The 15,034-nt window shown below is 58.1% G+C and carries 12 protein-coding genes; 5 read left to right on the forward strand and 7 right to left on the reverse strand.

Annotation, left to right across the window (positions count from 1 at the left end):
- Position 1: 1 nt before the first annotated feature.
- From HRR99_RS10335 to dnaG, 3 genes are all read right to left on the reverse strand, one after another.
- Positions 2-1,000, reverse strand: a complete 999-nt coding sequence (locus HRR99_RS10335) for a DUF930 domain-containing protein (protein WP_233121563.1) — start codon at positions 998-1,000, stop codon at positions 2-4.
- Between the two features lie 116 nt (positions 1,001-1,116).
- Positions 1,117-3,171, reverse strand: a complete 2,055-nt coding sequence (rpoD, locus tag HRR99_RS10340) for an RNA polymerase sigma factor RpoD (protein ID WP_111837900.1) — start codon at positions 3,169-3,171, stop codon at positions 1,117-1,119.
- 390 nt (positions 3,172-3,561) lie between these two features.
- Positions 3,562-5,544 (reverse strand): DNA primase, encoded by a 1,983-nt coding sequence (gene dnaG / locus HRR99_RS10345; RefSeq protein WP_233121564.1) that lies wholly within the window; start codon positions 5,542-5,544, stop codon positions 3,562-3,564.
- A gap of 151 nt (positions 5,545-5,695) precedes the next feature.
- On the opposite strand from dnaG, the gene HRR99_RS10350 reads away from it, so the two are divergent.
- Both HRR99_RS10350 and HRR99_RS10355 read left to right on the forward strand, forming a co-directional pair.
- Positions 5,696-6,016, forward strand: coding sequence for a BrnT family toxin (locus HRR99_RS10350; RefSeq protein ID WP_233121566.1), 321 nt, complete (start codon positions 5,696-5,698; stop codon positions 6,014-6,016).
- A complete protein-coding gene (locus tag HRR99_RS10355; RefSeq protein WP_233121568.1) occupies positions 5,979-6,311 on the forward strand; it encodes a BrnA antitoxin family protein in 333 nt (110 codons plus the stop codon). Before HRR99_RS10350 ends, HRR99_RS10355 begins: the two co-directional genes overlap by 38 nt.
- A 267-nt stretch (positions 6,312-6,578) precedes the next feature.
- Here the strand turns inward: HRR99_RS10355 and HRR99_RS10360 are convergent, their stop codons facing one another.
- A complete protein-coding gene (locus HRR99_RS10360) occupies positions 6,579-7,031 on the reverse strand; it encodes a GatB/YqeY domain-containing protein (protein WP_233121569.1) in 453 nt (150 codons plus the stop codon).
- Between the two features lie 323 nt (positions 7,032-7,354).
- On the opposite strand from HRR99_RS10360, the gene carA reads away from it, so the two are divergent.
- Positions 7,355-8,560 carry a glutamine-hydrolyzing carbamoyl-phosphate synthase small subunit gene (gene carA / locus HRR99_RS10365; protein WP_233121571.1) on the forward strand — a complete coding sequence of 402 codons (1,206 nt, stop codon included), beginning with the start codon at positions 7,355-7,357 and terminating at the stop codon, positions 8,558-8,560.
- A 37-nt stretch (positions 8,561-8,597) separates the two neighbouring features.
- Here carA and HRR99_RS10370 read toward each other — a convergent pair whose 3' ends face one another.
- Complete coding sequence (locus HRR99_RS10370; RefSeq protein ID WP_111837894.1) at positions 8,598-9,998, reverse strand: MATE family efflux transporter; 1,401 nt, start codon at positions 9,996-9,998, stop codon at positions 8,598-8,600.
- Between the two features lie 362 nt (positions 9,999-10,360).
- Here HRR99_RS10370 and mcpU point away from each other — a divergent pair, with 362 nt between their 5' ends.
- Together mcpU and HRR99_RS10380 are read left to right on the forward strand one after the other, a co-directional pair.
- On the forward strand, positions 10,361-12,451 hold the full coding sequence (gene mcpU / locus HRR99_RS10375) for a methyl-accepting chemotaxis protein McpU (protein WP_277877887.1): 2,091 nt from the start codon (positions 10,361-10,363) through the stop codon (positions 12,449-12,451).
- A 308-nt stretch (positions 12,452-12,759) separates the two neighbouring features.
- Positions 12,760-13,242 (forward strand): DUF2938 domain-containing protein, encoded by a 483-nt coding sequence (locus tag HRR99_RS10380; RefSeq protein ID WP_233121575.1) that lies wholly within the window; start codon positions 12,760-12,762, stop codon positions 13,240-13,242.
- 50 nt (positions 13,243-13,292) lie between these two features.
- On the opposite strand, the gene ypfJ is transcribed toward HRR99_RS10380, so the two are convergent.
- Together ypfJ and HRR99_RS10390 are read right to left on the reverse strand one after the other, a co-directional pair.
- Positions 13,293-14,192: a KPN_02809 family neutral zinc metallopeptidase gene (gene ypfJ, locus HRR99_RS10385; protein ID WP_233121576.1), complete on the reverse strand. Its 900-nt coding sequence runs from the start codon at positions 14,190-14,192 to the stop codon at positions 13,293-13,295.
- Positions 14,193-14,251: 59 nt separating this feature from the next.
- Positions 14,252-14,920, reverse strand: a complete 669-nt coding sequence (locus HRR99_RS10390) for a glutathione S-transferase (protein WP_233121578.1) — start codon at positions 14,918-14,920, stop codon at positions 14,252-14,254.
- Positions 14,921-15,034 lie beyond the last annotated feature (114 nt).

Here is a 15,034-nt window from a genome sequence, read left to right on the forward strand (position 1 = left end):
GCTAATTTGCGCGCAAATCCAAACGCCTGATCTCGTCCGAAGACAGTTTTGGACGGATTTCGTAGCGAAAGTCGGTGACGATGTATTTGTCGATATCGACCTCGCAGCGATAATCGATGGGAAACCACTGCGGGCCGATGTTGAACGCTGCTTTGGCGTCCAGCACGTTACCGGCAAGGTCTCTCTTCAGGAACTGCAATCCGTCAGGCGCGCCACCTTGTGGCGCCTCCTTGATCTGCGCCACTACCTCGGCAAAGCATAGCTGCATCACCCGGTCGCGCGGCGGCAGATTACCGAAGATTTGCCGCATCATCGGGCCCGGCCGCTTCGATGCCGCCAGTATCTTTCTAGCAGGCTTTAGCTTCGGATCACCCTCTCCATCAGGCACGACTGTGGCAGGCTGTGCAGCAGCAGGCTTTATCTCCGGTTTCGGAGTGGGCACCACGGCAGCAACCTCCTGTTCCGGCACCGGCGCTTCTGCGGCAGGTATCTCGCCCTGCTCTGCTGTTGATTCGGCAACTGACGCTTCGGACGTCGCCTCCGCTTCTGCGGGTTCTGGAGACGGCGGGGTGGCAGGTTGCGGCGTGTCTGCCTCCTTTACCGGTTCTGGTTCCGGCTTCGGCTGCTCCTGCCCTGCGGCGTCCTGCTGACCCGGGTCGTCCCGCTCATCCAGTTGCGTCGGCTCCGGGCGCATGGCGACGGATGACATTTGTGATGGCGGCGGTGGCGGCGGCGGTTGCTCTTGTGGCTTTTCTTCCGCAGGTGGCGGCGGCGGAGGCGGCTCTTCCGCTTTCTTTTCCTCCGGCTTCGGCGGCTCTTCCTTGGGCGGTTCCTCTTTAGGCGGCTCCACCATTTCCACGCTGACGCTCTCCGGCTCGGCTGGTGCTGGCGTAGGTCCCGGCCATAGCAGATAGGTCGTTCCGATAAGAACATGCAGCATGATCGAGAGCGGGATTGTCCAGCTCCCCTGCCACCATTTGTTCTTGCCAGTCGTTACCATCAGGGCATCATGTCCTTTGATTGCTAGAGATAGCGGTTTCCGACGCAATCACCATCCGAAAAAAGAAAAACCCGGCCAGAAACTGACCGGGTTTGATGTCTTCCACTGGCGAGAACTCAGCTATCCAGGAACGAACGCAGCTTACGCGAACGGCTTGGGTGCTTGAGCTTGCGCAGCGCCTTGGCTTCGATCTGACGAATACGTTCACGGGTCACCGAGAACTGCTGGCCGACTTCTTCCAGCGTGTGGTCCGTGTTCATGCCGATGCCGAAGCGCATGCGCAGAACGCGTTCTTCGCGTGGCGTCAGCGAGGCCAGAACGCGAGTCGTGGTTTCGCGCAGGTTGGCCTGAATGGCGGCATCGATCGGCAGAAGCGCGTTCTTGTCTTCGATGAAGTCACCGAGATGCGAGTCCTCTTCGTCACCCACGGGGGTTTCGAGCGAGATCGGCTCCTTGGCGATTTTCAGAACCTTGCGGACCTTTTCCAGCGGCATGGCCAGCTTTTCAGCCAGTTCTTCCGGTGTCGGTTCGCGACCGATTTCATGCAGCATCTGACGCGATGTGCGAACGATCTTGTTGATCGTTTCGATCATGTGCACCGGAATGCGGATGGTACGGGCCTGGTCGGCAATCGAACGGGTGATCGCCTGACGGATCCACCATGTCGCATAGGTCGAGAACTTGTAACCGCGACGATATTCGAACTTGTCCACGGCCTTCATCAGGCCGATGTTGCCTTCCTGAATGAGATCGAGGAACTGCAAGCCACGGTTCGTATATTTCTTCGCAATCGAGATCACCAGACGAAGGTTGGCTTCCACCATTTCCTTCTTGGCGATGCGCGCTTCGCGCTCACCCTTCTGCACCATCGAGACAATGCGACGGAATTCCGCAATCGAGATACCGGTTTCGGTCGCCAGATTCTGGATTTCCTGACGGATATCACGGATCGTGTTGTTTTCTTCGCGTGCGAATTCCTTCCAGCCCTTGGCGGCCAGATTGGCAATCGACTTCATCCAGTTCGGATCGAGTTCCGCACCGTGATACTGCTCAAGGAAGCTGTCGCGCTTGACGCCGTAGGATTCGGCCAGACGCAGAAGCTTACCTTCGTTCTGCATCAGACGCTTGGAGATGTCGTAGAGCTGCTCGACAAGGCTGTCGACGCGGTTCTGGTTCAGCGACAGCGACTTCACAGCCGTGATCAACTGATCCTTCAGTTCCTTGTAGCGACGCTCCTGGCCGGTGGACAGCGTGCCGGTGCAGGCCAGACGTGCTTCGACCTGCTGATCCTGAAGCTTGCGCAGCTTCTTGTAGGTGTCAGCGATTGTATCCAGCGTTTCCATGACCTGAGGACGCAGTTCGGCTTCCATGGCTGCAAGCGAAAGGTTAGACTCGTCGTCGTCCTCTTCTTCCTCTTCCAGCGGCAGGCCTTCACCACCGACATTGGTCACGTCGTCTTCACCCGATGGCGAACGCGCGCGACGGGTCTTTTCCTTTTCCTCGGCAGCCTTGCGGTCCGCTTCGATCTTTTCCGGGCTCTGGAACTGCGGCGCAGCCTTGGCTTCCGGGCCGGAATAGGTGGTTTCCAGATCGATGATTTCGCGAAGCAGCGTCGTGCCTTCGTTGAGTTCGTCGCGCCAGATGATCAGCGCCTGGAACGTCAACGGACTTTCGCAAAGACCGGAGATCATCGTCTCGCGGCCAGCCTCGATGCGCTTGGCAATCGCGATTTCGCCTTCACGCGACAGAAGCTCCACAGAGCCCATTTCGCGCAGATACATACGAACCGGATCGTCGGTACGATCCGTCGGTTCTTTCTTCTTGGCCGTTGCGAGAGCGGTGCCGGCGGAAGGCGCAAGTTCGCCACCCTCGGACTCTTCAGCCTCGGAATCGTCGCTCTCGGTTTCGGTAGACGCTTCTTCGGCGTCCTCGTCCTCAACGACGTTGATGCCCATTTCACTGAGCATCGCCATGATGTCTTCGATGCGATCAGGATCGACCTGATCCGAAGGAAGCACTTCGTTCAGTTCGTCCATGGTGACGTAGCCGCGTTTTTTCGCGGCCTTGATCATTTTCTTGACCGCGTCATCCGAAAGATCGAGAAGCGGCCCATCCGTCGCAGCATCGCGTTCGTTTTCAGCTTCTTCGTTTTCTTTGACTTTGGTTGCCATGTATCTCGTCGCTTTCCCTGACGCTAATTCGCTTCGCCGCAAGACCGTTCGCCTTGAAAAGGCATCCGGCTATGGCCGCGAATCACTGTCAAACACCTAACGGAATGATCTTTAATTGCCGATTAACCACGGCTACCACCAGCGGAATATCAAGACAGTGCATCCGGAAATGCTTTCTCACGCAATTTCGATCCGCCAAGGCCCATTCCACCTTACTTTTCCTGGAATGGTGATTCCCGCTATTTCCCGTCACGTCAAGCCTTTATGGCCAGAGCGAGGGCTAAAAACCAAAAAAGCCGTCATTGCGGCAACATTTTGCGGGCCTTCACCAACTTAATCCCTATTTAGGGTGATCTTCACAAAAGACAAGCCTTTAACGCCACCAAAACGCTAACCGTGACTGTAGGCCGGCCCCTTTACCCGACCGGACATGACACCGAAACCATCTATGATCGCCTCCTGATTTTCCATCCGTCCAATCTCCAACTGTACCTCGGAAAGTGCGCGCATGAGCTGAACCATGCGGTCGCCATCTCCCGCTTCCGTCGCCTCGGCAATTTCACGCTCCAGATCGATTTTCTGCCACCGCAACGCCTTCGTTCGCTTGTGCAGGGAAAGCGACTGGGTGTAGCCCTCGCGGGCGTCTTCAGGTGCTGCCTGCTCGGTGGCGGTCCAAAGCCGAGCGTTGCGCACCTGCTGGTTCATCGCCTTCAAGAGCGCGTCGAAGCCATGCGCCTCCAGGCGTGCGATCAGGCCTTCACGCGAAAGCTCGGCACCGTTTTCAGCTGCATAGGTCAAAACCTGCGACCAGAGTTTCTGCAAATCGCGGTTCTCGTAATCGATGGCGGCGATCTCGTCATATTCCTCCAGCAGCAGTTGCGGATGGTTGACGATGGTCAGCGCCAATACGCTTTCACGCAGCGCAGGCGCACCCAGATAACCTTTGACCAGTCCCGACTGGCTGAGCCGATCCGAGATACTGCCGGAGCCGGTGGTCGTCCCGCGTGGAGGGGTTCGCTGCCCGTTACGCGCACTACCGCCCCCACTGCCACGCTCGAAATTGCGGTTTTGTTGGTTGCCACGCTGAAACTGCGGCTGGAAGAACGCATTCAGCCGCTCGCGCATGTCCTGCTGGTAAAAGCGGCGGACACTTTCGTCGCCGATCACGGACACGATTTGGCGCAGCCGGTTTTCAAGTTCAGCACGCTTTTCCGGCGTATCGAAGGTCACCGACGCCGTTTCGCGGCTCCAGATCATCGCGGCCAGCGGCTTGGCTTCCGCCAGCACCCGGTCGAACGGCGCCCTGCCCTCATGGCGCACCAGATCATCCGGGTCCTTGCCATCAGGAAGCAATGCGAAGCTGACGGAGCGGCCCGGCTTGATGTGCGGCAGCGCCAGATCGGCGGCACGGCTGGCGGCGCGAATGCCCGCACCATCGCCATCGAAGCAGAGGACCGGTTGCGTCGACATCTTCCAGAGCAGATCGAGCTGGCTATCCGTCAGGGCAGTACCGAGAGGCGCGACAGCGTTTTCGACACCAGCCTGATAGAGCGCGATGACATCCATATAGCCTTCGACGGCAATCACCGTGCCGGAGGACTGTGTGGCGCGGCGCGCACGGGCGAAGTTATAGAGCACGTTACCCTTGTGGAAGAGTTCCGTTTCATTGGAATTGAGATACTTCGCCATCGCATCCGCCGCCATGGCGCGACCACCGAAGGCAATCACCTTTTCTCGCGATGACAGGATGGGGAACATGATGCGGTCGCGGAAACGGTCGTAAGAAACAGGCACATTCTCATGCACCACCAGCCCGCAGGCCTCCATCTGTTCCTTGGCAATGCCCTTGGAGGCCAGATGTTCTTTCAGCGCGTTGCGACTATCGGGCGCAAATCCCAGCCGGAAGGTCTCGATGGTGCGCCCCGTCAGCCCACGGTCACGCAGATAGGCCCGCGCCCGCGCACCGGCGGCTGTCTGCAACTGATCCTGAAAAAACAGCGTGGCCATTTCCATGACGTCTTGAAGCGTCGCCCGCTCCCGCTCGCGCCGTTCCGCCTGCACATCTGGCTGCGGCATGGAAACGCCAGCCATATCCGCGATCTGCTGGACGGCTTCTGGAAAACCCATGCCATCAAGGTCGGTCAGAAACCGAAAATGATCGCCCGAGACGCCGCAACCGAAGCAATGGTAACGGCCCTTGCGGTCCTCGCAATGGAAGCTCGGGCTCTTCTCGCCGTGGAACGGGCAGCACGCCCAATAGTCACCCTTCGACGCGTTGCTCTTCTTCCTATCCCACGTCACACGTCTGCCGATGACATCGGAGATGTTCACCCGGTCCCGTATCTCGTCAAGAAATGAGTTAGAAAAGCGCATCGTTACCTGAAATCAGTGCCTGTTTCGGCCAGCCTTTTATATAAGCGCAGCTGAGAGAGATTACCAAGGCCAGAAACGGGTAGTGCCCGTTATTCACAGGATGCCTTGACAGAAGTGTATATACAAATGAATATACACATAAGCGCAGGACGTGCTGACGAACAGTGTTTCTAGGAACGCCCTATGCTCGTATCGAAAGAATTTGCCTCGTTCGAATGGGACGAGAACAAACGCAGCGAATTTGGTCAAGCACGATATCGACTTCGAAGATGCGTTGGAAGCGCTTAGCGAACCACATATCGAGCTTTTATCCAACAGAAACGGAGAAGTCCGCATCTGCGCTATTTGTCCTTTGGGTCGCCGCCTCATAACCGTCGTTTATACGATGCGCGGCGATATATGTCGGATCATCTCTGCGCGCGCGGCGAGGAAAAATGAGCACAAACTCTATCACTCGAATGACATTGAATGAACTTCGAGCCAAGCGAGCACGTGGCGAGAAAAGCGCTACCGACTGGGCGCGCGTCGATGCGTTGACTGATGAGGACATCGAGCGTGCGATGCGCGACGATCCTGATTGGGCGGAGTGGATCGATGTCGACTGGTCGAAGGCTGAGGTCGTTGTGCCCGTCGCAAAGAAATCGATCTCAATCCGGCTGGATGAGGACGTCATCGACTTCTTCAAGGCAACGGGCAAGGGATACCAGACCCGCATGAACGCGATATTGCGCCACTATGTGCGCGAGCAGAGAAGCAACAAGAGCTGATCGGCAGACTCAGTGCATGCCCACGCGCCAACTTCTGGCGAATTTAGGGCAGCAAATCTCTGCGAAACATTATGTTTTTGTAATTTGAAGGCGGTTCCATACAGGCCTAATTTCGCACCATCGGCATGATGCCGAGTGTACGCGTAATGTCTTGATTTCGGCGACTTCCCCCAATGAGCCGATATGGCGCTTCATCGAAAGCGCCTTCCAGACATCAAAAAGGCAGGGCGCCCACATGTGCCCTGCCTTTTCATTTGGTAGCGGAATTTACTTCAGCAGTTCCTTGATCAGTGCCGATGCCTTGCCGAAATCGATCTGGCCGGGGTAGCGCTCCTTGACCACCGCCATAACCTTGCCCATGTCACGCAGGCCCGAAGCTTCGGTTTCGGCGATGACGCCTTCCAGAATGGCGCGCACCTGCTCTTGCGGAATTTCTTCCGGCATGAAGCTCTTGATGATGACGATCTCTTCGCGCTCCTGATCGGCAAGCTCCGCCCGTCCTGCCTTGTCGTAGATACCGGCGGATTCTTCGCGCTGCTTGATCATCTTGGCGAGAATCTGCAGAATTTCCTCGTCGGAAACCGCGTCCTTACCAACGCCGCGATTGGCGATGTCGCGATCCTTGACGGCGGCCTGGATCAGCCGGATCGTCGAAATCTGACGAGATTCGCGGGCTTTCATGGCGTCTTTGAGGGTGTTGGCGAATGTATCGCGGATCATGGTTCTCTCCTTGAAAAAGTCCTGCCATCGGGCAAAGTCCGGTCGGGCTTTTTCTTCATAATTTTGCCAGCGGCATAAACGAGCCAGCGGCTTTCAGCAAATCTTTTACATAAGCGCCTGATTTGGCTGGATTTTAAATCCAGCTAATCCACAGGGCTGCGGTTGACCGATAGCAACCCTTTCGTTATTTTCCGGCACCTGCACAGGATTTTAACGAAGGTTACGACGCGAAGGCTTTCGCGCGCCCTTATCCGCGACAAAACATGACCGCTTTCACCCTGCCTTTCAAGAGGCGGGCCGGAACGGCAGAAACGGAAAACGAGATGACCGAGACAGCTCCCTGGACCACCCGCAAACCCACCGCCATGCTTGTTCTGGCAGATGGCACAGTGATCGAGGGAACCGGCATCGGCGCAACCGGCAAGGTGCAGGCGGAAGTCTGCTTCAACACGGCGCTGACTGGCTATCAGGAAATCCTGACCGACCCGTCCTATCTCGGCCAGATCGTCACCTTCACCTTCCCGCACATCGGCAACATCGGCACCAATGAAGAAGACATCGAAGACCTGACGCCTGCGGCCCGTCGTGGCGCAGTCGGCGTCATCTTCAAGGCCGATATTACCGACCCATCCAACTTCCGCGCAGCCAAGCATCTCGATGCATGGCTGAAAGCCCGCGGCATCATCGGCCTCTGCGGTGTCGATACACGCGCGCTGACATCGTGGATCCGCGAAAACGGTGCGCCGAACGCGGTTATCGCCCACGATCCGAACGGCGTCTTCGATATCGAAGCGCTGAAGGCGGAAGCCAAGGCCTGGAGCGGTCTCGAAGGTCTCGATCTCGCCATCGAAACCACATCCGGCCAGTCTTCCGTCTGGAGCGAGACGCCTTGGGTGTGGAACGAAGGTTACGGCAAGCTTGATGAAGCCGATGCCAAGTACCACGTCGTTTGCGTCGACTTTGGCGTGAAGCGCAACATCCTGCGCCTCTTTGCCGGTCTGGACTGCAAGGTCACCGTCGTGCCTGCGCAGACATCCGCCGAAGACATCATGGCGCTGAAGCCGGATGGTGTGTTCCTGTCCAACGGCCCGGGCGACCCGGCAGCGACCGGCATCTACGCCGTTCCAGTTATTCAGGACCTCATCAAGACCGAGCTGCCGGTGTTCGGTATCTGCCTCGGTCACCAGATGCTGGGTCTGGCCGTTGGCGCAAAGACCGAGAAGATGCATCAGGGCCACCACGGCGCGAACCATCCGGTGAAGGACTTCACGACCGGCAAGGTGGAAATCGTGTCCATGAACCACGGCTTTGCCGTCGACACCAAGTCCCTTCCCGACGGTGTTGAAGAGACCCACGTTTCGCTGTTCGATGGCACCAATTGCGGTCTGCGCCTGACCGGCAAGCCGGTCTTCTCCGTTCAGCACCACCCGGAAGCATCGCCCGGCCCGCAGGACAGCCATTACCTCTTCCGCCGCTTCGTCAACCTGCTGCGCGAGAAGAAGGGCGAACCGGCGCTCGCAGAGCGCTGATAAGACTCCGAAATTGAAGAGACCATGCGGCCCGCTATCAGCGGGCCGTTTGCATTTCGCGCTTTACCATCAGGTAGAAGCGGGTCGTTAGCAATATGGCAGCGGCCGACAGACCGACCACGAAGCCGAACCAGACGCCGGGTCCACCGAAGCCCAGCGGAAATGCGGTAATCCAGGCCAGCGCCAGGCCGATGGGCCAGTAGGAAATCAGTGCCAGGATCATCGGCACCCGTGCGTCTTTGAGGCCCCGCAGCAAACCGGCAGCAACTGCCTGAATGCCATCCACCAACTGAAATACACCGGCGATAATGACCAGCGTGCTGGCATAGGCCAGCACTTCGCGCGCGCCGGGAAGGTTGGGATCGAGGAACCAGCTTGCGAGATATTCGGGTGCCAGAGCGAATAGAAGGCCGCCGCAGGCCGCGATGGCACAGGCCACGCCGTAGACCGTGATCGCTGCGCGAACGAGGTTCGGGTAATCGTTCTGCCCGTGCGCCACGCCGATCCGCACGGTTGCCGCCTGTGCCAGCCCAAGCGGGATCATAAAGGCAATCGAGGCAAGCTGGAGCGCGATGCCGTGCGCCGCCAGCTCCAGCGTGCCGATCTGGCCCATGAGAATGGATGCAGCCGAAAACAGCGTCACTTCCGCCAGAATGGTGACGCTGATGGGCAGGCCAAGGCGGATGACTTCCCACAAGGCGTGGAAATCCGGTCTCCAGAAGCGCACGAACAATTCGTATTTCCGCGTCTCCTCCCGCGTCTGGATATAGACGACAATGAAAACAAGGCTGAAAGTGTTGACGATGACGGCGGCGAAAGCAGCGCCGATCATGCCGAAAGCAGGCAAACCGAAGTGTCCGAGCACCAACCCGTAAGCCAGAAAGCCATTCACGAGCAGCATAGCGATGGTGATGTAGAGAATGATGCCAGCGCGCCCGATGGCGCTGACCAGACCGCGCATGACATAAAACAGAAGCGCGGGCAGCAGGCCGAACTGGGCGACGGCGAGATACGCTCCCGTCTGCGCGGAGACGGCAGGATTCTGCCCAAGCGCCACGAGAATTTTTTCCGCACTGAGAAACAGCGGCACCGTCAACAGCCAATAGACACAGGCGACCCACATGCCCATACGCAAGGCACGGCGCGCGCTCGTGGCATCACCCTGCCCATAGGCGTTGGCAACCATGGGCACGACGGCGACGGAAAATCCCGAGCCGAAAATGAAGACGACGAAGAAAAACTGTCCGGCGAGCACCATCGCAGCCAGCTTTTCAGCGCCGAGCTGCCCGACGATCACCATATCTGTCGTATGAATGCCAAGCTGCGCCAGTTGCGCACCAATCAGCGGGATTCCCAGCGCAAGCGTCGCGCGCAAATGCGCACCCCAGGAGTTGGCACCAACCTTTTGGGCGTTCTCAACCGCAACCGACGATAACATGGCATTCCCTCAAAAAAACAAAAGCCGCTTCCCTGCAAACGAGGAGAGCGGCATTTTTCTCGATACGATATTTGCACCGACTGCGCAAGAATGTGGCAGACGCACAGATTTCACTCAACGCGGCACACCGCCAGACGGTTTGCAGCTGTCTTATACTCGAAATAATGAGATGCTATGATGCCGAAAATGTAATTTATATGAATGAAATCAATGGTATATATCGGCACTCACGAATTGTTTACGCACAGACGATAAAGCAAAGACTTACGTAACGGAATGATCTCTGGGTGCATGAGGCACGCCATCAAGGCCAACAGGCATGTCTCCATAATCCGGTTTCCGGCTCCACCTAGAGGTTCAAATTGCCTAGAAAATCCAACTTGATGACGCGCATCGTCGTCGCGGCATCCTGTGTCGTCGTTGCCGCCTTTGCGGGTTTTTCGTTTTACATCGACGGTCTTCAGCGCGATGCGACCAATCACTTCGTCGGAGACAAGATCAACGCCGCTGGCAAGCAATCGGCCCAGAGCATCGCCAACTGGCTGAATGGTCGCGTCATGATGACCGAAATGGTCGGCGCTTACATGGTCAAAGCAACCGATCAGACGCGTCTGGACCTTGCGCTGCAAAACGATGTGCTGGCGCGGGAATTCAAGTCCACCTATTTTGGTGATGAAGCCGGTAACTTCACCAACTTCCCGTCGACGACCATGCGTGCGGGGTATGACCCACGTCAGCGCCCATGGTACCAGGCTGCAGTCAAAGCCAATTCCACCGTGCTGACGGAGCCCTACACGGACGCGACCACGGGCAAACTCGTTGTCAGTGCCGCCCTGCCCGTCAAGCGAGATGGCAAGCTGGTCGGCGTTGCCGCCAGCGACTTCCTGCTGACGACGCTGGTTTCCATGATCGGCTCCATCGACGCGGGTGATGCGGGCTATGCGTTTCTGGTGAACAAGGACGGCAAAATCCTCATCCATCCCGATGAAGCGATGGTCAACAAGACGCTGACCGACCTCTTCCCCGTGGCGACACCGAAGATTTCGCAGGCCATGTCGCAAACGCAGATCGGCGGCGTGGATAAGATCACCAGCTTCATTGCCGTTCCCGGTCTTCCCAATGTCGAGTGGTCCGTTGGCCTCGTCATCGATAGCAAGACGGCCTTCGCCTCCATCGCCAAATTCCGCGTTGCCGCCGTCGTCGCCACCATTCTGGCCGTGGCCGGTATGATCGCGTTTCTCGCTTTCCTGCTCAACAGCCTGATCGTCAGACCCGTGACGCAGATGACATCGGCCATGGATCAACTGGCCGCTGGCGATCTGGATGCCGCCATTCCCGGCCAGGAGCGCAAGGACCAGATCGGCTCCATGGCAGCCGCCGTCGCCGTCTTCCGCGCCAATGCGCTGGAACGCCGTCGTCTGGAAGGTGACGCCGAGCAGACGCGCAATCTTTCCGAACAGGAACGTGCCGAGCGCGAGCATATCAGCGCCAAGGACGCCGCCGATATTCAGTTCGCGGTAGACTCGCTAGCCAAGGGTCTCGCCCATCTCTCCGATGGCGATCTGAACTACCGTATCGAAACGCCGTTTGTGTCGCGCATCGACCGTCTGCGTGAAGATTTCAACGGCTCCATCGCCAAGCTGAACGGCGCGCTGGTCAATGTTGGCCAGAACGCTCACGCCATCGATGCCGGGGCCAGCGAAATTCGCCAGTCTGCCGATGACCTTGCCAAGCGCACAGAACAACAGGCAGCATCGGTCGAAGAAACTGCCGCCGCACTGGAAGAGATCACCACCACGGTCAAGGACTCGGCCAAGCGCGCCGAGGAAGTCGGTCGTCTGGTGGAGCGTGCCCGCGCCAATGCCGAACAATCCGGCGTGGTCGTCGGCGATGCCGTCAAGGCTATGGAAGGCATCGAGCAGTCCTCATCCGGCATTTCCAAGATCATCGGCGTCATCGATGAAATCGCCTTCCAGACCAACCTTCTGGCGCTGAACGCAGGTGTCGAAGCCGCACGTGCCGGTGAAGCCGGCAAGGGTTTCGCCGTGGTCGCACAGGAGGTCCGTGAGCTTGCCCAGCGTTCCGCGAATGCTGCCAAGGAAATCAAGACCTTGATCAGCGCCTCTACCACACAGGTAGAAGCGGGCGTATCGCTGGTGGGCAACGCCGGAAAGGCGCTCGAAATCATCGTCGCCGAGGTTCAGGAAATCAACAAGCACATCAACGCCATCGTGCTGTCATCCCGTGAACAGTCGACCGGCCTGCAGGAAATCAACACCGCGATCAACACCATCGATCAGGGCACGCAGCAAAACGCCGCCATGGTCGAGGAACAAACCGCCGCCAGCCACGGCCTTGCCTCCGAAGCTGCCGCGCTCAACACCCTTCTGGCGCAGTTCCAGCTTGGAAATGCCGGTCACCAGAACCGCAACGGCTACCGCCGCGCGGCCTGATCTGACGACGATGTGAGAAGACGAGAGGCGTGACCGGGTAACGGCCACGCCTTTTTGTTGGAGGTATGGCGCGATGGCTATGGAGTGTCTGGGCAGCACACTGACTACCGTCATCCTAGGGCTTGTCCCAAGGATCTAACCACGCACCCGCGGACTCTCCCCGTCGAGTGCGCAGGAACGGCGGCAGATCCTTGGGACAAGCCCAAGGATGACGGCAGTGGGTCTGCACTCTCAAACCGACCTTGTAGCCCCGCCCAAAACCCGACACCTTAACCGAGAGGCAGTTGTGAGTCGGGATGGAGGACATCATGGTATGGGAAATCGTGTGGCGCGGGGTCGCCATGGGCATTGGAGGAACCATTTTCATGGATGTCTGGGCCATCATCCTCTACCGCCTGTTCAAGCAACCCGCTGCGAATTGGGGACCGGTAGGCCGCTGGTTCTGGCATTTGCCCAAGGGCACGGTTTTTCATGACAGCATCGCGAAAGCAGCACCCTACGAGCATGAAGTGGCACTTGGCTGGATATCCCATTACGCCGTTGGCATCATCTACGGCATCCTGCTTGCAATGATAGTACCCGCGGGGTGGTTTGCCGCACCGACATTTCTTCTGCCGTGGATCGTGGGCATCATCACCGTCGGCGCTGGCTGGTTTCTGCTTCAGCCCGGCCTTGGCATCGGCTGGGCGGCATCCAAAACACCAAATCCGAACAAGGTGCGAGCCCTGAACCTCGTGGCACACACGATCTTTGCCCTCGGCATGTTTGTGACGGCGCTGATCATTCGCTGATACGCGAAAAAGGGGGCTTACGCCCCCTCCCCCAAGTCTCGAACGTTCGATCAGATGTCTGCCGAAAACGTATCGCAATCTTCGACGCGACCGCTTTGGAAACCGCGCTTGAACCACTCTGCGCGTTGTGCGGAAGTACCGTGGTTGAAACTATCCGGCACGACATAGCCCTGCGACTTCTTCTGCAAAGTATCGTCACCGATCTGGTGGGCTGCATTCAGAGCTTCCTCCAGATCGCCCGCTTCCAGAATACCCTTCTGCTGCGTGGACTTGCCCCAGATACCGGCATAGCAATCGGCCTGAAGCTCAACCTTGACCGACATCTTGTTGGCCTCCGTCTCGCCCATGGACTGACGCTGGCGGTTGAACTCGGGCAGGACACCGGTCAGGTTCTGAACGTGGTGACCGACCTCATGTGCGATAACATAGGCCTGCGCAAAGTCACCCGATGCACCGAAACGCTTGTCGAGTTCGCGGAAGAATTCTGTGTCGAGATAGACCTTGCGATCGACCGGGCAATAGAACGGCCCACTGGCCGAAGACGCCGTGCCGCAGGCGGAACGCACCTGTCCACCGAACAACACCAGTGTCGGCTTCTCATAGGTCTCGTTGGAGGCACTGAAAATCTTGCCCCAGGTATCTTCTGTTTCTGCAAGAACCGTGCGCACGAACGCCGTTGTCTCATCACTGGACTGGCCCTGCGGCCTGGTGCCCGTGGTCTGTTGAGTGCTGCCGCTATCGCCGGAGATATCGCCGCCGGACAAAAGCGTTAGCGGGTTGATGCCCAAAGCCCAGCTAATCAGCAGGATGACGACGAGGCCACCGATGCCGATGCCACCGCCGCGACCGCCGGTGGGCAAGCGAAAACCGCCGCCCCCACCCATGCCGCCGGACGACATTCCACGTCTGTCTTCAATATTGTCGGATTGGCGACGCCCTCTCCACTGCATGTCAGTCTCCCCTTACTTGCCATGCTGAAACGCTAAACTCTCCAAAGCGTTCCGGCACCTTAGCTGTTAGCGAAGACGTAGGCTCCGCCCTTTTTCAAGGCGCGCTGGTATGCGGGTCTCGCGCGGATGGTTTCAAGGTAGCGACGGATCGCCTTGCGGCCTTCCATCCCCTCCGCACGGCTCATGGCCGCCTCCACCGGAAAGCTCATCGCAATGTCTGCACCGGAGAGCTCATGTCCAACGAAATAACCAGTCGCCGCGAGCTCGTTGTCCCAATAAGCAGTGTGATCCGCCAGCTGCGGGTCAACCAGCTTGCCCATCACGCCTTTTGAAATCATGCTCGCAACGGGCCGCAGGAAAAACGGGACCTGGCCCGGAATGCGCGAAAACAGAAGTTTCAGCAGCAGCGGCGGCATGGCGGAGCCTTCGGAGTAATGAAGCCAGTAGACATAACGCTGGTGGTCATCCGTTCCCGGCTGCGGGCGAAACGCACCCTTTCCATAGGTATCGATCAGATATTCGATGATGGCGCCGCTTTCGGCGTAAATCTTGCCGCCATCTTCGATGACGGGCGACTTGCCAAGCGGGTGCACCGCTTTCAGGCTCTTCGGCGCACGCATGTCCGGCCCGCGTTTATAGGTCTTTACCTCATAGTCGAGGCCGAGTTCTTCCAGCAGCCAGAGAATGCGGTGCGCGCGGGAGTTTTCCAGATAATGAACGGTGATCATAATGCCCTGTTCTGTGCGTGTGAAAGCAAACTTAATTCATTCAAATGACTATACGTTTTTGCGACCATAAAGGATCATGTCTGCTATCGCGAATAGCGTGTTCCAAATTTCCTG

The sequence above is a fragment of the Agrobacterium vaccinii genome (genome assembly GCF_021310995.1).
Classification (GTDB): domain Bacteria; phylum Pseudomonadota; class Alphaproteobacteria; order Rhizobiales; family Rhizobiaceae; genus Agrobacterium; species Agrobacterium vaccinii.

Bases quoted from the DNA above. Each gene is read 5' to 3' on its own strand.
- HRR99_RS10355 (WP_233121568.1), top strand. From the start codon at position 5,979: ATGAGCACAAACTCTATCACTCGAATGACATTGAATGAACTTCGAGCC.
- dnaG (WP_233121564.1), bottom strand. From the start codon at position 5,544: ATGCGCTTTTCTAACTCATTTCTTGACGAGATACGGGACCGGGTGAAC.
- HRR99_RS10380 (WP_233121575.1), top strand. From the start codon at position 12,760: ATGGTATGGGAAATCGTGTGGCGCGGGGTCGCCATGGGCATTGGAGGA.
- ypfJ (WP_233121576.1), bottom strand. From the start codon at position 14,192: ATGCAGTGGAGAGGGCGTCGCCAATCCGACAATATTGAAGACAGACGT.
- HRR99_RS10390 (WP_233121578.1), bottom strand. From the start codon at position 14,920: ATGATCACCGTTCATTATCTGGAAAACTCCCGCGCGCACCGCATTCTC.
- HRR99_RS10335 (WP_233121563.1), bottom strand. From the start codon at position 1,000: ATGGTAACGACTGGCAAGAACAAATGGTGGCAGGGGAGCTGGACAATC.
- HRR99_RS10370 (WP_111837894.1), bottom strand. From the start codon at position 9,998: ATGTTATCGTCGGTTGCGGTTGAGAACGCCCAAAAGGTTGGTGCCAAC.
- carA (WP_233121571.1), top strand. From the start codon at position 7,355: ATGACCGAGACAGCTCCCTGGACCACCCGCAAACCCACCGCCATGCTT.
- rpoD (WP_111837900.1), bottom strand. From the start codon at position 3,171: ATGGCAACCAAAGTCAAAGAAAACGAAGAAGCTGAAAACGAACGCGAT.
- HRR99_RS10360 (WP_233121569.1), bottom strand. From the start codon at position 7,031: ATGATCCGCGATACATTCGCCAACACCCTCAAAGACGCCATGAAAGCC.